Annotated in this window: 14 protein-coding genes, 1 tRNA gene and 1 riboswitch; of the genes, 12 read left to right on the top strand and 3 right to left on the bottom strand. The window is 40.5% G+C overall.

Going from position 1 to position 21,614, the window contains the following annotated elements; all coding sequences use genetic code 11:
- Positions 1–36: 36 nt before the first annotated feature.
- Positions 37–1,140, top strand: coding sequence for a substrate-binding domain-containing protein (locus BLP87_RS01495; protein ID WP_074461120.1), 1,104 nt, complete (start codon positions 37–39; stop codon positions 1,138–1,140).
- A gap of 61 nt (positions 1,141–1,201) precedes the next feature.
- Here BLP87_RS01495 and BLP87_RS01490 read toward each other — a convergent pair.
- Both BLP87_RS01490 and BLP87_RS01485 read right to left on the bottom strand, forming a co-directional pair.
- A tRNA-Pro gene (locus BLP87_RS01490) sits at positions 1,202–1,274 on the bottom strand.
- Positions 1,275–1,323: 49 nt separating this feature from the next.
- Positions 1,324–1,992: a hypothetical protein gene (locus BLP87_RS01485; protein WP_074461119.1), complete on the bottom strand. Its 669-nt coding sequence runs from the start codon at positions 1,990–1,992 to the stop codon at positions 1,324–1,326.
- 260 nt (positions 1,993–2,252) lie between these two features.
- On the opposite strand from BLP87_RS01485, the gene rsmH reads away from it, so the two are divergent.
- The 6 genes from rsmH (at position 2,253) to BLP87_RS01455 (ending at position 11,194) form a co-directional block, all read left to right on the top strand.
- Complete coding sequence (gene rsmH / locus BLP87_RS01480) at positions 2,253–3,317, top strand: 16S rRNA (cytosine(1402)-N(4))-methyltransferase RsmH (RefSeq protein ID WP_242871788.1); 1,065 nt, start codon at positions 2,253–2,255, stop codon at positions 3,315–3,317.
- Entirely contained in the window at positions 3,314–4,048 is a 735-nt protein-coding gene (gene surE, locus BLP87_RS01475; RefSeq protein WP_074461117.1) for a 5'/3'-nucleotidase SurE, read from the top strand. Before rsmH ends, surE begins: the two co-directional genes overlap by 4 nt.
- A gap of 75 nt (positions 4,049–4,123) precedes the next feature.
- The gene (locus BLP87_RS01470) at positions 4,124–5,803 is read left to right on the top strand and encodes an EAL domain-containing protein (protein WP_074461116.1); all 1,680 of its coding nucleotides are present in this window, start codon (positions 4,124–4,126) and stop codon (positions 5,801–5,803) included.
- Between the two features lie 200 nt (positions 5,804–6,003).
- The gene (locus tag BLP87_RS01465; RefSeq protein WP_074461115.1) at positions 6,004–7,986 is read left to right on the top strand and encodes a M13 family metallopeptidase; all 1,983 of its coding nucleotides are present in this window, start codon (positions 6,004–6,006) and stop codon (positions 7,984–7,986) included.
- A gap of 1 nt (position 7,987) precedes the next feature.
- On the top strand, positions 7,988–10,507 hold the full coding sequence (locus BLP87_RS01460; RefSeq protein ID WP_074461114.1) for an ABC transporter permease: 2,520 nt from the start codon (positions 7,988–7,990) through the stop codon (positions 10,505–10,507).
- A gap of 12 nt (positions 10,508–10,519) precedes the next feature.
- Positions 10,520–11,194, top strand: a complete 675-nt coding sequence (locus BLP87_RS01455) for an ABC transporter ATP-binding protein (protein ID WP_074461113.1) — start codon at positions 10,520–10,522, stop codon at positions 11,192–11,194.
- A gap of 63 nt (positions 11,195–11,257) precedes the next feature.
- Here the strand turns inward: BLP87_RS01455 and BLP87_RS01450 are convergent, their stop codons facing one another.
- Positions 11,258–12,268 (bottom strand): tRNA dihydrouridine synthase, encoded by a 1,011-nt coding sequence (locus BLP87_RS01450; RefSeq protein ID WP_074461112.1) that lies wholly within the window; start codon positions 12,266–12,268, stop codon positions 11,258–11,260.
- A 92-nt stretch (positions 12,269–12,360) separates the two neighbouring features.
- Between BLP87_RS01450 and epsC the strand changes: the two genes are divergently transcribed.
- The 5 genes from epsC (at position 12,361) to BLP87_RS01425 (ending at position 21,614) form a co-directional block, all read left to right on the top strand.
- A complete protein-coding gene (gene epsC, locus BLP87_RS01445) occupies positions 12,361–13,260 on the top strand; it encodes a serine O-acetyltransferase EpsC (RefSeq protein ID WP_074461111.1) in 900 nt (299 codons plus the stop codon).
- 406 nt (positions 13,261–13,666) lie between these two features.
- Entirely contained in the window at positions 13,667–14,977 is a 1,311-nt protein-coding gene (locus BLP87_RS01440) for a flagellar hook protein FlgE (RefSeq protein ID WP_074461110.1), read from the top strand.
- A 217-nt stretch (positions 14,978–15,194) separates the two neighbouring features.
- Positions 15,195–15,280: riboswitch (cyclic di-GMP riboswitch) on the top strand.
- A 310-nt stretch (positions 15,281–15,590) separates the two neighbouring features.
- Complete coding sequence (locus BLP87_RS01435) at positions 15,591–16,304, top strand: hypothetical protein (protein WP_074461109.1); 714 nt, start codon at positions 15,591–15,593, stop codon at positions 16,302–16,304.
- 8 nt (positions 16,305–16,312) lie between these two features.
- Positions 16,313–16,924 carry a signal peptidase I gene (lepB, locus tag BLP87_RS01430; RefSeq protein ID WP_074461108.1) on the top strand — a complete coding sequence of 204 codons (612 nt, stop codon included), beginning with the start codon at positions 16,313–16,315 and terminating at the stop codon, positions 16,922–16,924.
- 55 nt (positions 16,925–16,979) lie between these two features.
- Positions 16,980–21,614 carry a hypothetical protein gene (locus BLP87_RS01425; protein WP_074461107.1) on the top strand — a complete coding sequence of 1,545 codons (4,635 nt, stop codon included), beginning with the start codon at positions 16,980–16,982 and terminating at the stop codon, positions 21,612–21,614.

The raw sequence follows: 21,614 nt of genomic DNA, 5'->3' as shown, positions 1-21,614 counted from the left end.
TCAGCACCTTCATATTTATGGAGAGGAATAAAAGAAATGAGAAGGAAATTGTTTGAAGTATTGACAGTTTCTGTTTTGATTACTGCTTTGCTTGCAGGATGTTCTGAAAAAAATATCGAAGAGACGGAAGCTGAAGCGGCTGCGAGCGTGGCGTCTTCAGCAGAAGAAAAGGAGATGACTCCCGCCGATATGAGGGTTGGAGTATTTATTTACAAGTTATCCGACACATATATGTCTTTGTTTAAGGATGAGCTTATTAAAGACCTTGTGAATGCAGGCTTCAAGGAAGAAAACATAACCGTGGTCAATTCTGCGTTTAGTCACGGATATCAGATGTTGCAGCTAAAGAAGGTTATTTCTTCAGGTGTTGATATTCTTGTTGTAAATCCGGTTAATATGTCTAAAACAGCCGAGGTTACAGATCTTGCGATGGAGGCTGGAGTTCCGCTTGTGTATGTCAACCGTGAACCGGAAGCGTCTGAAGAGATAAGGTGGGAAAGCGAGAATCTACCCGTTACTTATATTGGTTGTGATGCAAGGCAGGCGGGAACTTTTCAGGGCAAAATGCTGATAGACCTTGGATTTGAGAATATTGATAAGAACGGTGACGGTGTATTGCAATATATCATGGTAAAAGGCGAGAAGAACAGCGCAGATACCTACTTCAGAACCAGATACTCAATAGAAGCACTCAAAAATGCGGGCTGGAGCGTTGAAAAGCTTGCTGAAGGTAATGGCAACTGGGATAAGAATGTCTCGGAATATGTTGTTACCGAGGCGCTTGCGGAGAATCCATCTGTGGAAGTTATCATCTGTAATAACGATATGATGGCTGTCGGGGCTCTGGAAGCTGTAAATAAAGCAGGCCTTGAAGCGGGAAAGGATGTATATATTATCGGTGCAGATGCTTTTGAAGTCGCACTCGAGAAAATCCTTGAAGGAAAAATCGTCGGAACCGTATTCAATAACTATGTCGAGCAGGCACGCCTTACGACAGGAACGATACTTTCATACATGAAAAAGCAAAATGTTGCTCATTTTTACGGCAGTGATTATGTTAAAGTCACGAAAGAAAATGCGGAGACTATACTTGGAATTATCAGAGAAGATGAAGAATCCGACGCGCAGCAGGAAGAGTAGAAAAGCTCAACAAGATTTGAAACAAACAAAAAAACCGCTCAAATTGAGCGGTTTTTATTAGTCGGAGTGACGTGATTCGAACACGCGGCCCCTACCTCCCTAAGATAGTGCTCTACCAACTGAGCCACACCCCGACGACGTTCTCCATTATATAACGCTGTTTTGAGAAAAGCAATAGGTTTTTTATTCTTTTTTATGTAAAAAATCAATTCTCTTCCATAATAGGATGAGTGCGATTATCCCAATCACGCATAAATACTGGGTTTTGCCACCATAGACATTGTCATAATTTATTTTTGCATTTGCTATTCGCGGCATCTCTTTGTACAGAAGTAAGCTCGAGCCTATGGCGTTTGTATTTATTGATATTGTCTCGATTTCTTTATCGATATCTTCGAACAATTCGGTACTACCCATGAAGTCAATATAAATGAAATATTCGCGATTTTCTTTTATGAGAGATATTGGAATGTCGAGTTGAAAATCTATATTTTCATAGAACATCTCAAGCTCCGATTGTTCATTGTTTCCAAGTGATTTTTGTACATCAAGACTCATGTATGCGCCTTTGGTAAGGCCTTCAAAGATTTTTCCGGGAATCTCTGCAAAATTGGATAAATGACTGTCAATAAGACCGCCGTTATATGAATCATCCATTATCAGATTGAAGGTGAGCTCAGCACTTTCACCTTCAGCTATCTGCTCTAATTCTTTTGGCGTAAAGCAGGAACACAGTAATTGATCGTAGTCTGTAAAGTGAAAGTCCGGAGCATCCTGACCGTTCCGACTCTCGGAGTTAAGGATAATATTCACCGTGCCCAACTCATACGTAATCTGAGTTGTTTCGTGCATAATACCTCCATTCACATCTTACGAAAAGGTATTAATATAATACTATATACGACCAAAAACAAAGCTAAAAAAACTATTAAACCTTTTGCTTATAAAGATTAGTTTGATACAATTGAAAAATAGAACTGAATTGGGGAGTCAAGGGGACGGTTCTTTTGACTCCCGCAAAATTGGTATTTAATGCATCGAGTTGACACGAAATTTAAAAGGAGTCAAAAGAACCGTCCCCTTGACTCATTATTAATTGATTGGAGAAAAGCGTGGAAGAAAAGCAGCATAAGAGACGGGTTCGTTATTCGGGAAAGTATCCCAAGAAATTTGAAGAAAAATATAAAGAGCACAATCCTGAGAAATACAAGGATGTGGTTGAGCATGTTATATCAAAGGGCTCTACGCCGGCGGGAATGCATATTTCGATCATGGTAAAAGAGATACTGGATTTTCTTAAGATAGAGCCGGGGCAGCAGGGGCTTGATTGTACGCTCGGATATGGTGGACACACTTCGAAGATGCTTGAGAAATTGCAGGGAAACGGTTGTATTTACGGACTTGATATCGATCCCATAGAGTCCAAGAAAACCGTCGAGAGACTTAGGAACGCCGGATATGGCGAAGATGTGTTTAAGTTTAGGCTGATAAATTTTGAAAATATAGATAAAATATGTGAAGAAGCAGGAAAGTTTGATTTTGTTCTGGCAGATCTGGGCGTATCTTCCATGCAGATAGATAATCCCGAAAGAGGCTTTTCTTATAAGATCGACGGACCTCTCGATCTAAGGCTTAACCCTGACGGTGGTGAATCGGCGGCGGAGCGTCTTCACAATATCACGAAAGAAGAGTTTATCGGAATGCTCGTAGAAAACTCCGATGAGCCGTATGCTGAGGAAATCGCGGAAAAAGTTTTTTCACTTATGAAAAAAGGAAATTCCATGGATACCACAACAGCGCTCAGAGAGGCCATTGAAGCGGCACTTTGGAAGGTTCCTAAGGAGGAGAAAGCAGTAACTGTAAAAAAGAGTTGTGCCAGAGTTTTTCAGGCGCTTAGGATAGACGTAAACAGTGAATTTGAAGTGCTTTACTCTTTTCTGGATAAGCTCCCTTCGGTGCTTAAAGCGGGTGGAAGAGCAGCGATACTTACATTCCATTCGGGAGAAGACAGGCTGGTCAAAAAGTCGTTTAAAGAGCTTAAAAAAGCCGGTGTGTACAGTGAAATATCGGAAGATGTGATAAGACCGTCTGCGGAGGAGTGCAGGATAAATCCCAGAAGTAAATCAACCAAGATGAGATGGGCTATTAAGGCAGATATTGGAGAAAAGGCAGAATGACAAGAAGAATACTTATAACCAATGATGACGGAATAAAGTCGGAGGGACTTTTAAGACTTGTAAAAGAGGCAGCCGAGTTTGGCGAAGTATGGATAGTTGCACCTGAAAGTGAGAGAAGTGCGGCTTCTCACAGCATTACTTTAAGGCATGAGATAGATATTTTCCCCGTTGAATATCCTGTTGAGAGTAAATATGGTGTTCATGCATATTCATGCAGCGGGACACCGGGCGACTGCGTAAGGCTCGGATGTACGACGATAGTACCTGATAAGCCGACTGTTGTGCTCTGCGGGATAAATTTTGGATACAATGTCGCTTCGGATATTCAGTATTCTGCGACCTGCGGATCTGCTTTTGAGGCGGAATTTCAAGGAGTTCCCGCGATAGCTTTTTCGGAAGGTGCGGGAAAGTGTCATGAAGTTTCGGACAGATACCTTCATGAGATATTGGAAAAGCTCATAGATACTGAGTTTATTCCGGGAAAGATATATAATGTCAACTTCCCTTTTTGCCCTGTTTCCGAATGCAAAGGTGTGCTCTATGACCGCGGTGTGTCGCGTGGGATGGTTTATAAAGACGGGTACAAGGAAGTTGAGAAACTTGATAACGGCGGAGCAAGATACATGGTTGACGGAGTTTTTACACCTGAAGCGGAAGACGGCACGGATTACAGAGCTGTTCTTGATAACTATGTATCTGTCGGAACGGTAATGAATGTCGGGAATATATAGTATTTACCATGAATAATTATTGATGTTTATGTTTTTTGCTGGAATAAATTATCATAATATTATAAAATTTAAAATATGAATACTGAAAAAATCTTTGGTAAAAATGCATATTTTTATAATAAAGAATCGAACCCCGAGGAACTGCTTAAGCTTATTTCCTATGGGATTCAGCAGGATGATAACGGATATATATTCCTTGATAATACAGGGAAATGTGTCTATGCAAACAGAAAAGCCTATAGCATGTTCTATGTTCTGGAAGATCTGGATCTGTTATATGAGGCATTCGAGACGTGGAAGAGAACATTGGGGATAGATGTGGATGCTACGACCTGGTGCCGAATATACAATTCTACGGGAAAAGAGCGTCTTTACCGCGTCAGATTCAGACGAGTTCATGATGAGAGTGGCAAGGTTGTAGGAAGCGTCTATGTCATTCAGAATGTGTCGGATTCTCTTGAGGGCGAGTACGGCGAACAGTACCGGCTTACACATGACGATCTTACGCAGCTCTATAACAAAGAGGGATTTATTGCGGCTGTAAGGGAGCTTTTTCAGAGCACTCCGGATGATAAGGAGTATGTGCTGGTATATTCGAATATACGAGATTTTAAATTGATAAATCAGCTCTTTGGAGTGGACAAGGGAAACGATATCCTTGTAAATATCGCGGATGCCATATCGCAGAGAGTCAGAGAAGAAGATGTATACGGAAGGATAAACGGCGATCAGTTTGCACTTTGCATGCCGAAGGAGAGATTTGTTGAGGCGGATTTTAAGAGCGCTGTAAAAGAGGTTACCAATCGCCTTACAAGCACGTCTTACTCCGTGCATATTCAGCTTGGCGTATATGAGATAAGAGATAAGGATATGGATATTTCGCTCATGTGTGACAGGGCTTATATGGCGTGCAAATCCATCACCAAAGACGGAGTATGCGAGATAGCATGGTATAGCGATGACATGCTTATTAACGCTCTTTTGGAAAAAGAAATCCTATCAAGCTTTGATTTTGCCATTATCAACAGGCAGTTTGGGATATATCTTCAGCCTCAGGTATATGCTAACGGGAAGCTGTTTGGAGCGGAGGCGCTTGCAAGATGGATACATCCGGAGAATGGTATCATTCAGCCGGGAGTATTTATAACCGTTCTTGAAAAGGCCGATCTTATCTACAAGCTCGACAGATATATATGGGAACTTGCTGCAAAACAGCTTGATTACTGGAAGGGAACCGAGATGGAAGGAGTATCCATATCGGTGAACGTTTCGCCCAAAGATCTTTACTATATCGATATCAGAGAAGAATTCAATAATCTCGTAAAAGAATATGATATTAATCCCCGCCATTTCAATATTGAGATTACGGAGACAGCTGTAACTACCGATGTTTCCAAGTGCGCGGAACTTATTCTCGGGCTTCAGAAAGATGGATTTGTGGTCGAGATTGATGATTTCGGAAGCGGATATTCATCTCTTAATATGCTCAAGGATATAAATGCCAATATACTTAAGATTGATATGGGATTTTTGAGAAAGACCGAGAATCAGAACCGGGCTAAAGTTATTTTAAATTATACGATCGACATGGCCCACGAACTCGGAATGGGAGTTATTACCGAGGGCGTTGAGACGAAGGAACAGCTTGATTTTCTTAAAGAACTCGGGTGCGAAATGTTCCAGGGATATTATTTTGATATGCCGATGCCGGTCGATGAATTTGAAAAGAAATTCAAAGAAAAATACAAAAAATAAATAGCAAATATAAGGTGTCTACTCTCTATAACGGAGAGTAGGCATATTTTTTGGCTTTTTTATCTGAAAAAACTTGTTGACATATTACGACTGACGTAGTATAAATACTATGACAGTCGTAATATGTTTAACGTAGTATGACAGACGTAATATGATCACATGAAAGGATTTATCTGAAAATGAAAAGAGGGAAACATGATATGAAGAAAGGAATACGCGGTATTGCAGTCGGAATGACTATTGCATCTGTTCTTGGTTTTTCATTTTACGGTGCAGATATTCAGGCTAAAGAAAATGGCAGCGAAGCAGGAAAAGATACCAAAACAAAAGCGGCATACAATATACGCCCGCAGGACGATTTTTTTGGATATGTAAATGCCAATGCCGTTAGAGAGGCGGAAATCGACCCCAAATATGGATTCGGTTCGTTCAATGAATGTGGAAGGATAACGGATAAAAAGTTATTTGAGCTTATTGATGAGATAAATGCTAAAAAAGAACATACTTCACAGGATGAGCAAATAATCGCCGATTATTACAAACAGATCGTATCTTATGATGCTTCTGCAAGTAATGCCGATAAGGAACTTGAAGACGTAATAAAAGAGATTGCCGGAATTTCCAGTACGCAGGAATATATGGAACTTCTCGGCAAGTATAAAAGATTATATAACATAAGCTCTGTGCTTGCTTTTGACTTTGGAGACGGTGCAATACGCGCTAAAGAGTACGGTTTTAGGTTTGAAGGCATCAAATCGATCTTTGGAAAAACAAATAAAGAAATTGCGGAATCGCTGGAAGGAAGAGCAGCTGTAAGGGACCATGTAAAAGAAGTTCTTGTAGGGCTGGGAAACGAGAAGAAAGAAGCTGAAAAAGCAGCTGACAATTTAGCCGCGTTTGCATTGGATATAGCATATAAAAGTAAAGATCTGAAATTTGATTATGTAAGTGTATCTGCTGTAACCGACAAGGATATGGATGAGTATAAGTTTGATATTAAGAGCTTTGAAAAAGGGCTGCAGATTGAAAATCCGTACGACTTTTGGACTGTTGCAGAAAAAGGACAGTTTGCATATATTGCTGAAAAGCTGAATGACGAGAAAAATCTTGAAGCATTAAAAACGTGGTTACTCATCGATTATGTAGACGGATGTAACAAGTTTTTATCTGACAAATACAAGTATCTTAAGGCTGCATACGGAACAGATACCGAAAATCCGGATATGCAGGCAAAGATTAAGATAATGAGCGATCTTTCGGATGAGCTTGGAAGAATATATTCGGAAAAGTATTATCCTGCATCAAAAGATGAGAAAGTACGGGAGATGTGTGAGAGTATCAGGGATTCTTACAGAGAACTTATAGGAAAAGCAGAATGGCTTACTGAAGATGGAAGGACCAAGCTTCTCAATAAGCTTGAAAATATAGAATTCACAACCGGTGGCAATTACAGTGAAGTGATCATTGGAAAAGAAAACGTACTTGGAAAAGATTCTTTTGAAACATATAAGAACATGCAGAAATTAAAAATTGAGAATTTTAAGGAATTAATAAAGAGACCAAGACCTAAGAGAGGAGGAACAATGCAACCTCAGACGGTTAATGCATGTTTTATGCCGGACAATATGGTAGTTATCACGGCTGCGATTACCGAGGGCGCGTTCTTTAACGAGAATTACAGCAAATTCAGTAATATCGGAAGACTCGGAATGGTCATTGCTCATGAGGTTGGTCATGCATTTGATTCGACATTTATGAATTGGGATGACAGAGGAAATTACAATCCGGAATGGCTTAATGAAACAGACAGAAAAGCGTTAAAGGACAGAGCTGATATGTGTATTGATTATTACAATGCCTGCACGATCATGGATGTATATCATGTGGACGGAGAGCTGACCCTTGGTGAAAACTATGCGGATATCGGTGCTATAGAGTGCATTTCCAATATTGCAAAAGAAAAGGAAGACTATATTGAAATGTATGAAGGATTTGCGGAGATATGGAGAGGAATCAGCAGTGATGTAGAAGGGATTCTTGGTCTTCACACTGATGTGCACAGCCCCGGACCTGTAAGGGTAAATGCTCCTCTAAGTTCCTGTGAGCAGTTCTATGAAGTCTATGACGTAAAAGAGGGTGACGGTATGTATGTCGCTCCTGAAAAGAGAGTCGAAAGGTGGTAACATGGGAGTTATTTTAAAACATACATTCAGAAATATATTTGCAAAACCACTTATGACATTATTTCTTGTGGTTACAATTACTATTTGTTCATTTTCGGGCATGCTTGCTTTTGATATGAGCAACAGTGTCGAAAATATTTTTATAGGGTTGTTTAATACGGTAGCGGGAGCAGCTAATGTAGTTGTGGGTTCGTCTGATGACATAGAGGAAAGTGATTTTGAAGGTCTTTCCGGTTATGAAGCGGCATATGTTTCATCCAAAACTTCGAATGTGACGGTTCGTAACAACCAGATGTATGCGTATTACAATCAGAAAAGGCTTAATATATCCGGTGTGGATGTTGAGAGCGCTTCAAAAATGAGAATTATTCCGAAAGATGTTGATCTTAGTGAGAACGATATCATCATAGATGAAGTTATGGCTAAAGAACTTGAACTTAATGAGGGTGATCCTTTAAAAGTTTACGGTGACAACTATGTCGATGTAGAGTATAGGATCAAGAAAATAGCGAAATTAAGCGGACTTCTTGAATCGGAGTATTCTGCTGTTATTTCGGATGAAGGAATGGCAAGGCTGTGCTATGATGGCAGACCGAAACATACTGCTGTTTATATTAAGGTAGAGGATAAGTCAAAAGTCAGTGAATTCTGCGATGCGATGGAAGAAAGATTCCCCAATTATGAAGTACAGGATCTAATGGGCGAAAAGATGGTGCAGGATCAGATAAATACAATTAGTAATATGTTTAAAATGCTTTTCCTTGTAACGCTGATACTTGTCATCTTTGTGACTATAACACTTTCTGAGAGAATAATGCGTGACAGAATGTCGACGATCGGAACTTTGAGAAGCCTTGGAGTTTCACCGAATCTTACGGCACGAATTATACTCATTGAAAATATGTTTTACGGATTGTTTGGTGGTTTGATCGGAACCGGACTTTATAGGGCTTCAAGAGATGCTTTATTTAACTCTGTTTTTACGGTAAGCGCGGGAAGCATGGAAGTTGAAATGAATCTGGGAAATGTATCGGTTCCTGTTATGATCGCGGTAATTATAGGCGCAATCGTAGTGGAAATGCTCTGCCCGCTCAGAGAACTTCTTAAATCTACCAATACAGCTATCAGAGATATTATTTTTGATAATAAGGACACAGAATACAAATATAAAAACAAGAATAAGATCATATCGATTGTTTGTGCAGTTATTGCAGGCATTGCTTCCGTTCTGGCGTTTACGGCGTTTAAAGACAGCCCTGTTCCCGGCGTTTTGGGATTCCTATTTATGGTGCTTTCTCTTTTCTGCGGATATCCGTTTGTGCTCAGAACAGCGTCAAAGATAATCGAAAAGATCAGCATGAAGGTAAATAATCCTATACTTGGTCTTGCGGCTACAAATCTTAGAAGCAATAAGACTTCGATCGGAAGTTCAAAGCTTGCATTTATAGCTACAAGTGTATGCCTTGTGATGTTTATTTACATTTCTTCATTAAAACATGATGTAGTAACACCTCCGATGGACGCGGATGTAATCCTCAGAGGACTTTCAGAAAACGTTGAATCATATGAATACATCAAAACACTTGATGGTGTAAATAAGGTTGAATTTGACTATTCAAGAGATAACAGCATCCTTGTGGGAAAAGAGAAGATAGAAGACTATCTTGAGAATAAGTATGTTAAAAAATTTGATGATGAGCTTACAAATATCAAAGTATTTGGAACGTATGGCAATCCGGAACTGAATCAAGGTTATAAAGGGCTTCCTGATTCTATAAGCGGCGATGAAATATATATAGCCAAAAAATTAGCAAGGGAGCTGAAGCTTAAAGCCGGAGACAATGCGGAAATACTGTTTGATGCAAAAGGGGTTGTTCCTTACAGAGGTACCTTCAAGGTTGCAGGAATTATCGATTCCGGTCAGGCTGACAGTTCAAACAGAACAATCGTGTTACCTTTTGAATTATATAAAAAGATCTATCTGGACAGACCAAGTAAAGCCTATATAAAGACGGATGATCCGGTGAAAACCGCTGAGCTTATTAAGAGCTATTCATCCAGCACTATAGATAAAGTTAATACAATTGATGAATACATAAAAGAGATTCAAGATCTTTCCGGAGGTGAGCTCGCACTTCTCTATATGATAATAATCATCGGAGTTTCGCTTGCGGTAATAGGTATATATTGTAACCAAATAGTTGGATTTGAGAGCAGAAAGAGAGAAAGTGCAGTTCTTGTTTCGACTGCTATGAGCAAAGGAAATCTTGTTAAGTTGTTCTTTGAAGAGACAGTGTTATCTGGCGTTATAGCAATCGGTTTCGGAACAGTAGCAGGTCTTGTTGAGACTGTGGTATTTATAAAAGCTTTGAAGGCGATAATGGAACAGGAAATGTTTATAAATGTCGGACAAACCGTTGTTTTCTTATTGGTTATGTTCTTTACATTTGGAATAACGATCATAAAGACTATGCGAGACATAAACAGAATGAAGATTGCAGAACAGTTAAAGTATGAATAAGGAGAATGAAAAATGGAGAATATAATCGAGGTAAAAGATGTAAAGAAAGTGTTTGGATCCGAAAAGACAGTAAGCACCAAGGTTCTGGACGGAGTTAATATGAATGTAAGAGAAGGAGAATTTGTCTCTCTTATGGGCGCTTCGGGAAGCGGCAAATCAACCCTTCTTTATCTGATCGGAGGCTTGGATAGGGATTTTACCGGTGATATTTCCGTATGCGGAAAGAGCATTTCGAATATCAAAGAAAAAGAGCTTTCAGAGATAAGACTTAATGACATCGGATTTATCTTCCAGTTCTATAACCTGGTACAGAATCTAAATGTTGAGGACAATATAATGCTTCCGCAGCTTGTTGCGGGAAAGAGCAGAGCAAGCCTTAAGAAGAAGCTCGATGAAATCCTGAACATCGTAGGTCTTACGGAAAAGAGGAAGCAATACCCGTCAAAACTTTCGGGAGGGCAGCAGCAGAGAGTTGCCATAGCCAGAGCTGTTATGGGGGATCCGAAACTTATTCTCGCAGATGAGGCCACAGGTAATCTGGATAAAAAGTCCGGTGCTGAGATAATGGAATTGTTCAGGAAAATAAATAAGGAGAAAGGCATCAGTATTCTTCAGGTAACGCACTCAGAGAAGTGTGCTGAATACGGAGACAGGATAGTGTGGCTTGATTCAGGGAAGACCATATAAAACAATCTGTTAAAAAGACTATTTCATATGATCTTCAAATTGTTTGAATATTGAGAAAGATTATTACTTAAATTCACAACTTGCAAAGATATTGCGGACCGCAGCGAGGTATTCGCCTTTGCTGCGGGCTTTTCTTATTGCCTTAAGATATTTGTCGCAGTTTGCAAAGTGAGTATGTATAAATGCCCAGTGCTCAAGAAGTTTAAAGATAACGTTCCTGTCCTCGGGTATGTATTCTTCGTATCCTGCGTAGAGCTTTGTCAGGTATTCTTTTAACTCGGGCGCGGTAAGCACTTCACCGCCTGTAAGTTCTCTTGCAAGTGCCGGATTTTCAAGAATTCCTCTGCCGAGCATCATAGAACTTACTTCGTTTGTGATGCCGTTACTTTCAAACTTATCCATGGTGTCTTCATAGTCTTTTTTGGAAAAGATGTTTCCGTTGTAGCATATGGGAGCCTTTCCGCCGCATTCTCTGTATCTTTTCATACTGCTACAGAATGCATCAAGGCGGGGAGTGTTCTTATAAAAGTCATCCTTGACTCTTGCATGGACGGTGAGTTCGCTTATCGGATATTTTGCGTATATCTCCATAAGTTTTCCGGCTTCGTTCTCATCTGCGATGCCGAGTCTTGTTTTTAAAGAAATTTCAATATCTTTTAATTCGGGCGTATTTTCTTTTGCCTCAAATATCTCAGATAACATGGAGTCAAGATAATCGGGATCGGCCAAAAGACCTGCACCCTTGTGTCTGTTTACGACAGTGGAAGCGGGGCAGCCGAGGTTGAGATTTATCTCTTTGTAGCCGAGCTGTGCGATCTCTTTTGCCGCCCAAAGGAAAGTTTCAGAGTTTCCCGACATTATCTGAACAACCAGGGAGGAGACGTTTCCTTCGAAGAACGGAGTGTTGTGCACGGGTAGAATGTCATTTTTTTCCCTGTTCTTAAAGTGCTTACTCTTTGCGGCTGTGACAAAAGGTGAGTAGTACTTGGAAACAGAGCCCGCAAACATGTCTTTATGGATGTTTCTCAGAGGATACATGGTTATGCTTTCCATCGGTGCAAAATAAAAATTCATTGATATTCTCCTAAAAAATTCCTAATTTCTCGATTATTATGGTATTATATGGTTTGAGCGTCAAGCAAATAATACCAATTCGGAGAATTGCGATGGATTACAATTATAAGTATGACAAAGATAATATGAAAAACGGAATCGTTGATATTGTAAATCTGATTCTCAATGATTACTCAAACGGAAGAGATATTGACAATATGGATATCTACAATCAGCCTGACAGAGATGCTGTAAAAGATATCGTCATAAAGCTCATTAGGATCATGTATCCCGGATATTACAGAGATAAGGTGTACAAGAGCTATAGTGATGCGAACAGGATCGCGATTGTCATCGAGGATGTCATCTATAACATGAATAAGCAGATAGCGATAGCGTTCAGGCATAGTGACGACTATAGGGATGCCAGTGATGAAACTCTTGAGTGCGGAGCAAGGAAGATAACTCATGAGTTTTTTGAGAGGATTCCCAAGATAAGAGAGTATCTTGATACCGATGTTCAGGCTTGCTATTCGGGAGATCCCGCAGCTTACAGTAAGGAAGAGATAATTCTTTCATATCCGGGACTCTTTGCGACATCGATCAACAGGATAGCACATGAACTCTATCTTCTTAAGGTGCCGCTTATTCCGAGAATGATGACTGAGTATGCACATTCCAAGACGGGAATAGACATTCATCCCGGCGCTACGATTGGAAAGTATTTCATGATCGATCACGGAACCGGCATTGTTATCGGTGAGACTTCGATCATCGGTGAGCATGTCAAGATGTATCAGGGTGTTACCATCGGTGGATTGTCAACGCGAGGCGGACAGGCACTTAAGGGGGTTAAAAGACATCCCACTATTGAAAATGATGTTACTATCTACGCAGGTGCTTCAATACTGGGCGGAGATACTATAATAGGCGAGGGAAGCGTCATAGGTGCTAACGCATTTATTACGGCTTCGGTGCCTGCAAACAGCAGGATAAGCATGAAAAATTCCTGATGTTTCGTATAGTTGTTACATAATATGGACTTATATTAAATAAGACTTTTACTCTGGGATTTACACATCCTTAATGGGGATGAACGTAGAATTCATCGGGGTGAAAGCCTTATTTTTTTATAAAAAACTATTGAAATGTTACACTATGAGTGATAATATTTTAATAAATGTTAATAAAGTATTTCGAATGGGTTTGCAGTACTATGCCAATGAGGAATGTTTATCATGTTCGAAAGGGGTGATCAATGGTAAAAAAGTAATCTGATTTTTATGAACACAAGAACACAGTCATCGTTGAAAAATTCTTTTACTTTTTTTTATTTTGCTCTAAAGGAAATAAAGAAAGCATCCGATAAAGGAAATAGCAGGTAGTGGATAATGCAACGGTACTTGGAGGTATGTGTTCATGTTGAGATCGCTTTGGTCAGGTGTTTCCGGACTTACAACCCATCAAATGGAAATGGATGTTATTGGTAATAATATTGCCAATGTCAATACAACAGCATATAAGTCGCAGGCAACGGGATTTTCTGACGTTCTTTATCAGACTGTAAAGAACGGAACCGGAGCGGGAGATAACGTTGCAACTACAAATGCTGCTCAGGTAGGACTTGGATCTAAGGTTTCCTCAATATATACAAATATAACAAAGTCGGGCTCCATGCAGACTACAGGGAATGCCTTTGATATGATGATCACGGGAGATTCTTTCTTTGTGATCAGTCCTGACAACCAAACCAGGAATTTTAGCAGAGACGGTGCGTTTACGATCGATGCGCAGGGAAGTCTCGTAACCCAGAACAACGGATATTATGTAATGGGTGTTATGGGTGAAGACGGAATCAGACCGGGAGCAAATGTGACGAGACTTGATCTTATTACTGATGCAACTAAGACAATAGGCGGAACAGCAACATCCGCATCATATTTCAGAGGGAATATCGATAGTCTTGACGGCTCTTTCGATGAGGCAGACGGCAAGAGCATGAGACTTGAAGTATTCGGCAATGACGGAAGAACTTATACTCTTAAGTTCAATCTGACAGACGGAGGAGATAACGCAGATAATACTTATTTACTTTCTCTTTCCACTGTACAGGACGATGAGGGTAATCTTCTTCAAAACACTACAGATACCAATATCAATCTTGTTTACGACAAGAGTTCGGGAAAGCTTATAGATGCGGGGGGAAGCGATAACGGAATCGTGACCATGACATTCGGAGGCGGAGCTTCGATGATTGGACCTCTCAATATAGACTTTTCAAATACGACAAACTATGCAGGCACAACTGCATCTCACAACTCTACTCTTTATTTATATAAGGGAGATGTGAGAGGGTTAAATGTCGGATATGCAAACGGAACCATGACCGGTTTGTCCGTTACGGACAACGGATCGGTGTTTGCTAAGTATTCCAACGGACAGACGGTTAAGATTGCACAGATAGCTGTTGCGGAGTTTAACAATGCCATGGGACTAGAGAAGGTTGGAGACAATCTTTATGCGGAATCTCTTAATTCGGGAGAAGCGCAGATTATGGATGTCACTGCTGACGGAGGGTATATGACATCCGGAGTGCTCGAATCCAGTAACGTAGATTTATCGAAAGAGTTTACTGATATGATTACGACACAGAGAGGTTTCCAGGCTAACAGCCGTGTGATCACAACATCTGATGAGATGCTTCAAACTCTCAGAGGTCTGAAACGGTAAATTGGAAACTAAGAACTTTTTTTGCGAAAGTGAAACTTTGTAACACAGGGCTGAGCGTGGGTTCAGCCCTCTTTTTGTGGAAACTGTGTTTTTTCTGTGAAAAAGTGGTTGCGTTTTAATTTCCGATGGGGTATATTCATCTTACGAGATGACGAAATATAGTTTTTTGTAAAAATTTTTTTGTGTTAGCGCTTTCGTTATAACGTGTTTAACTTAGCAAAATAAAAGGCAAAGCCGCCGGAAGGCGGTGACGCAAAGCTAGAGGGTCTCAATCACGTATGTGACAGACAGCCAGTTGCTGGCGCTGGGTTAATAGCGCCAAAATGAAGACCGAGCTGCGCTTTTACAGACGGTCTAATTTTATGCAAGTTACGGTACGAATTATGTTCAAGGATGAACCATCGTAGGTTTTTTTGATGCGTACTAAGGAAACGTAATTTCATCGACACTGACTTCTAGAGCTTTGCGGTTGCCTGATAATTATTAAATCATTTAAGGTATCATGCGAAGACCGCTGGGGTTGGATGCACGATATCTTAATTTATTATATTTACGTTGCAACCGATAACTTGTATGAGATTCCTCAACAATAGCAAGAGTATAGGGACAGAGAATGGCAGAGGTCAATTTAAAGAAATTAAGCAGAGCGGAACTTCTGGAGATGATGATCAACTTCTCGGAAGAAGCCGACGAAGCTAAGAGGCGTGAACAAGAAATTAAAGAAGAAGTCGAGAAAGAGAAACAACAACTTCTTAAGGAACTTGCAGAAGAAAGAAGTAACCTGTTAAAGAGTTTCGACGAAGAAAAGGCACAGATGAGAGCCAAGTTCAATGAACAGAAGAATCAGATGCAGGAGAAGTTCGACAAGGACATAACCGGTCTGAAAGCAAGGCTCGCCAGAGAAAAAGCGGAGCTACAGCAGCAGGTTGACGATGCACTTGAGAAGATTGAAAACTCGCAGTCACTCGCCGAAGCGTCCATTCAGTTGGGCGGCATTATGGAAGCAGCTCAGAGAGCAGCCAACATCTATGTTGATAATGTTAAGAAGAATGCGGAAGCCGAGTACAAAGAGCTTATGAAGGGCATTAAAGAAAGTAAGCTCAGAATGGCAATGTATGAGAAGACGCAGATGCAGAACATAGATGCAAAGGTCAATGAAGCTGTGGAAAAGGCAGTTGCACAAAGGTTGGCTCGCACAGGCTCCATAGAAAGAGCCAGAACACATGAAGAGGCTTACACAGGAACCTTGGGTAGACCGATGACTCGTGGTGAAGCATACTCAGGCGCAATAGAAAAGCCTAGGATATATAAAAGAGAAAAAGACTGAGAGCACAGATGGGTAAACAAAAAAAAGAACAGGCAAATCCTTCTCAGGATCAGCAGGAGCAGGTTAAACCTTCTCTGGATCAGTTGAAAAGTGAACTGAAAAGGGAAAATAGCAAAAAGGAATACAAGAAAGTGTTGAGAAATACATTGATAGTAGTCGTTGTAGTCGCGGCACTTGCAGTTCTTGTTTCCAGCTTTTTCATAGCAGTATTAAAAGTAACAGGAGATAGTATGACGCCGACACTGGAAACCGGAGATCTGGTGGTAGCTTATACTAGAACATCATTCGAACCCGGAGAGCTGATAGCTTTTTACTACAACAACAAAGTTTTGGTAAAAAGAGTCGTGGGTTCACCCGGAGATTGGATCAATCTCGACGCAGACGGCAATGTATCTGTAAATGGGGAAATACTTGATGAGCCGTATGTAGAAAAGAGTTTTGAGCCGACTGACCTGACATTTCCATATCAGGTCCCGGAAAACAGGTATTTTGTACTTGGAGATCACAGAAGTGCTTCAATTGATTCACGAAGCAGTGTAGTCGGATGTGTGACCAAGGAACAACTTATCGGGAAGGTTGTGTTTAGAGTTTATCCGTTTAACAAATTCGGGGGACTTTAAGCTAAACATGTAACTAGCAGACAATAATGGGTAAAAGGGTAAGAGGATAAGAGATATGCGCAAAGCTTATGAACACCGCGCAGAAAACTACATCAAAAAGCATCAGAATTACAAGAAATGGCTTGCTTTTGTTTTATGCGTTGCAATCATTACAGGTTCTATCACATTGTATGTGCTTAACAAACCTGCTGCTGCGATGACTGAAGAGGGAGCACAGTCAGTTGGTCTTGTAATGGAAACGGCTGATGACGATTTTGAGAGCGGTTTGATCGAAGAGATGAATCAGGAGGGCGACGACAGCGGGGACGATACCGACGACGGATCTGACGAAAGCGGTAACGAAGAAGTTGAGGAAACTACCGTTGAAGAAAATGCCACTCCCGATGGTGAAAACAACTCTGATGATTCCATTGTGGAGAATAAGGACGATAGCGAGGAAGTGAAGACTGAGGAAGCTGAAAAAGTTGAAGAAGCTGACAAGGAAAACACTGCTGATAGTGCCGCTACCAATGGAACAACCGTTAAAGAAGAGGAAGAAGCCGAATCTGTTTTAGCTTCTACTGCATCAACAGAAGCATCGGACGCTGCAAGTACGGCATCATCTGAGATGTCTACCGAAGCATCTACAGAAGCATCTTCTATTGAATCCATTGAAGATTACAAAGATGTGATCGTAACAGTTAAATATGTGGATTCACATGACAAAGAGATTGCGGAATCAAAAGAACTTTCTATCACAGACTCCTTTGATATCAAAAAGGATGCCAAGAATTTTGAGGGTTATTTCTTTAATAAAGCGGTCATCGATGATGAAGAGATCGTAAAGGTTGAGAAAGAGACCAAAGAGTTTGCCGCATCTGCAAAGGGCGCAGAAAATAAGGACAGCGCCTCACTTCTTACCGACGTTAACGGCGAAACAGTTGAGCATGCAATTTATAAGGTGACAACTGCCGATGGCGAAGTTAGAGAACTTGAAGAGGATACAGAGCTTGATCTTGTATACTATCCGGCAAATACAAAGACAGAGTTTGTTTACTCGGATGGTGATGCAAAGGTTAAGGTTGTACTTACCAAGCCTGATGTATTTCCTGAGGGTATTGAGCTTACAGTTACAGAAGTTGAGCGCAATACAAAGGGATATAATTACGATGCTTATCTTGCCGCACTTAACAGCAAGGCAGGTGAGATTGCCGGTGAAGGCGGAGAAGAAGACGCAGCGGCTTTAGAATTTGATGAGAAGAATACTGTACTTCTTGATATAGCATTCCTTCTTGATAATGTTGAGTACGATCTTACAGATGGAACAGCTTCTGTTTCTATTGAGTATACAAACAACAAGATCTCTGCAGATCTTGATACAGACAATTCAGAGGATGTTACTATAGTACACCTTCCTCTTACAGATGAAGTAAAAGAGAAGTTTGATTCGACAAGTGAAGCTACAAGTATTTCGGCAAATGATATTCAGGTAGAAGTTTTTGACGACGGAAAAGTCGATCTTAGCGATTCAAGTGATAATGTTTCATTCCAGACTGATTCGTTCTGTGTTTTCGGTGTTATAAAGAGCGCGAACGGACGTTCCTGGGTGGGAACAAAGGACTATTCCGCAAACGAGATCATAGATATGCTCGGTGATTCTACATACTTCGGTGTTGTTGCAAACAACTACGACGGATGTAACAATCACAGTGAAGCAAATGTAGCCGTTAAAAATATTAAAAATATTCAAGACTATACAATTGGTAACTCGACACAGACATATCAGAAAATTGGCGATTATAAGATTACAGTAAATAAAGTTGTAAACGGTGCAAAGAAGGCCGGAAAGTTCTTCTTCGCGGTATATCAGGATGCTGAGGGAACCAGAAAAATTCAGGGAAGCGACTTTAGCATTACAACAGGTGCCGATGGTAAGGGATCTCAGACATTAGATTACAAACTCTTGGGACAGAATTCTCCCAGATTGTATGTCTTTGAGCTTGACAAAGAAGGCGGAAAGCCGGTAAAGAACAATGAAAAGTATGGATCGTATACTGTTACTTACGGCGCTAACGGATTTGATGGCTTAAATGACAGTATGGCGTTATATACCGACAACTTTGTTGAGAATATCGGCGGCAGAACAAGAGAACAGATTGGAAGACTGATCCAGCATATTGACGGAGCAACAATTTATTATAAGAAGTCCGGCGGAGCGTACGGATGTGTTACTTACGATCATCGTGCAAGTAGCGGAAGCCAGTATCTGGAATATACCTTTAACGGAGAGTTCCCCGTTAATATTGACAATTTACTTTCAAAAGCGACGAATGCTGCAAGTGAAATTGCACTTGCTAAGTCAAACGGAAGTGTTGAAGTTGCAAACGTTATAGCAACAGATGGCGGAAACCTTTGTTCGGATCTTACAAGATATTACTTTAATAAGAATGAAGATAACTATGCTGTAAATCAGGGATTTAGTGTTGGAAGTAAGCTCCTTGTTATTAACGTAGATCTTACAAATGTTCGTTCATATACATTTAACAAGATCAAGGTTAACGGCTTGGGAACAGGTGACTGGAGTGAAGTTGCAAACCAGATAGTTCTTAACCCTGTAGTTGATAAGTGTTCACGATATGTTCCTTATGAAGGAAAGCTTAATGTAGATATTTCATCGGGAGCTCTTGTAGCACCAAAATGTACTGTTGAATGTACAGGATCATACAGTGGAACAATCATCGCAAATAGTGTTATCAAGAGATGTGAGATTCACAAGATGGTTGTCAGAAAGCATCTTAGCATGATGGCTTCAACAACAATTACAAACACAGATGCAACACGTGTTCCTGTAGAACTTAAGGTTGGAAAGCTTGTTGATGGCAAGACTCCTGAAGCAGAGGACGTATTCTCATTCACATTGAAGAAATATGATGAGAAGAACAAGGGATGGCAGACGCTTTCTAATGATATACATAATGATTTTGATAAGATCAGCTATACAATAGACGATCCTCAGTCAGTAGGTATGGAGTATGGTAAGGGCAATGTATATTACTTCATGTTTACTGAGAATGATACAACAGGTACTTATATTAAGGATACTTCGGCTCTTCTTGCAAAGGTTGAGTATGAAGAAGGCCAGGGCGATGCAGCCATTAAGGGCATTTCATATTACAAGATAAATGCAGATGAAGCTAATAAGCTTAATACAAGATTCGATAAGAAGTATTTTAAGAATGAAATAAAAGATAATATCAACTTCAACAATAAGAAGATACAGAACTTTGACCTTGGTCTTACAAAGTTCCTTAACGGAAGTCCGCTTCAGGATAATAACCTTAAGTTCAACTTCTGGGTAAGACTTGTAAAGACTGACGCTAACGGATCAAGAACGGTAGAAGGCGGAGACAGAAGAAAGTATCCTGCATCTATGAGCAGCATCACCAACAACGGAAGCAAGATTGAGTATCCTGTTGATGCGGTAGCTTGGGGACTTGAACATGGTAATACATACTATTATGTATTCGGTGAAGGTTCTGCAGATGCTTCAAATACTACGCAGACAGTTCTTGATAAGTCAATTGTTGTAGCAAAGATTGACTATTATGTTGACGGTGAGAACCTTAACAAGACATATTACAGAATCACAGATAAGGCAACAGCGGAAGCAATTCTTGCAAGTCCCGACAGCTGTGCAGGTATTGTGGATCAGTGCAATGATTCGACTGCAGTACCTGAAGATAAGGCAGGTTTCTATAACAAGTCATCTGTAAAACTTGTACTTGTTAAGAACTGGAAGCAGAATTCAACAAACGGTATTTTCGATGTAACCGTCAAGATCAAGAGACACATAGAAGGCGGCGAACTCGAAGATTATAAGGATGTTGTTATCAGCGCTTCCGATTGCAGCGATCATGGCGGAAAGATCAGCTCAAATGAGTATGTAATTGATGAACTTGAGACATGTGATGCAAACGGAAACAAATATGAATATGTTGCTGAAGAGTATTACAACAACGGCTCTGAGCTTGTAAGATTGAATGCCGTTAAGACTGTAGCTAAAGATGCTGCCGGAAATGTTATTTCACAGTCTTCCGAAGCAGATGAAGCAGTATCATCAGTAAACGGATACAAGCTTACAGATGTAACAGTAACATATGACGAAAGCGGAAATGTAAGAGTAGAACTTACAAACGATCCGTACATCAAGATTAGAAAGAGCTGGACTCTTAATGGTGTAGATGTTCCTTACAACGGAACAAAGGATTTCGGAACCGTATTCGTTAACCTTTATCAGTCAAATGGTAGTGGATCACCGGAACTCGTAAAAGGACCTATAGCTCTTAGCTATGGTAGCGAGTGGACAGCGGAAGTACCTGTACCGGGACTTGGAAGGTACTACATTGTAGAGTGCGATTCTACAGGTGCTGTAGAATATCGCCAGGCTCCTAAGATCACATACTACGCATATAACAAAGATGCACAGACCATGACTTCAACAGAGTGGTCAGAAGTATACGGCGAGGGCGGTAGCGTTACACTTGTAGTTGCTAACGAAAGAAGCGGAAACGTTCTTCCTAACTCAGGTGGAATCGGTGAGTTCCCTATTCTTGCAATAGGTCTTGGAACGGCTTTGACGGCAGTTCTTGGAGGAAGTGCATACAACATACGTAAAAAGAAAGATGAATCTGAAGAAAAAGAGGAGTCTTGA

This window comes from Butyrivibrio hungatei, assembly GCF_900101605.1.
GTDB classification, from domain to species: Bacteria; Bacillota; Clostridia; order Lachnospirales; family Lachnospiraceae; genus Butyrivibrio; species Butyrivibrio hungatei_B.
The sequence above is the reverse complement of the archived record's forward strand: the minus strand, read 5'-3'. Positions and strand labels throughout refer to the sequence as shown.

Coding starts and splice junctions, on each gene's coding strand:
- BLP87_RS01495 (WP_074461120.1), top strand. CDS start 37: ATGAGAAGGAAATTGTTTGAAGTATTGACAGTTTCTGTTTTGATTACT.
- BLP87_RS01485 (WP_074461119.1), bottom strand. CDS start 1,992: ATGCACGAAACAACTCAGATTACGTATGAGTTGGGCACGGTGAATATT.
- surE (WP_074461117.1), top strand. CDS start 3,314: ATGACAAGAAGAATACTTATAACCAATGATGACGGAATAAAGTCGGAG.
- BLP87_RS01470 (WP_074461116.1), top strand. CDS start 4,124: ATGAATACTGAAAAAATCTTTGGTAAAAATGCATATTTTTATAATAAA.
- BLP87_RS01465 (WP_074461115.1), top strand. CDS start 6,004: ATGAAGAAAGGAATACGCGGTATTGCAGTCGGAATGACTATTGCATCT.
- BLP87_RS01460 (WP_074461114.1), top strand. CDS start 7,988: ATGGGAGTTATTTTAAAACATACATTCAGAAATATATTTGCAAAACCA.
- BLP87_RS01455 (WP_074461113.1), top strand. CDS start 10,520: ATGGAGAATATAATCGAGGTAAAAGATGTAAAGAAAGTGTTTGGATCC.
- BLP87_RS01450 (WP_074461112.1), bottom strand. CDS start 12,268: ATGAATTTTTATTTTGCACCGATGGAAAGCATAACCATGTATCCTCTG.
- epsC (WP_074461111.1), top strand. CDS start 12,361: ATGGATTACAATTATAAGTATGACAAAGATAATATGAAAAACGGAATC.
- BLP87_RS01440 (WP_074461110.1), top strand. CDS start 13,667: ATGTTGAGATCGCTTTGGTCAGGTGTTTCCGGACTTACAACCCATCAA.
- BLP87_RS01435 (WP_074461109.1), top strand. CDS start 15,591: ATGGCAGAGGTCAATTTAAAGAAATTAAGCAGAGCGGAACTTCTGGAG.
- lepB (WP_074461108.1), top strand. CDS start 16,313: ATGGGTAAACAAAAAAAAGAACAGGCAAATCCTTCTCAGGATCAGCAG.
- BLP87_RS01425 (WP_074461107.1), top strand. CDS start 16,980: ATGCGCAAAGCTTATGAACACCGCGCAGAAAACTACATCAAAAAGCAT.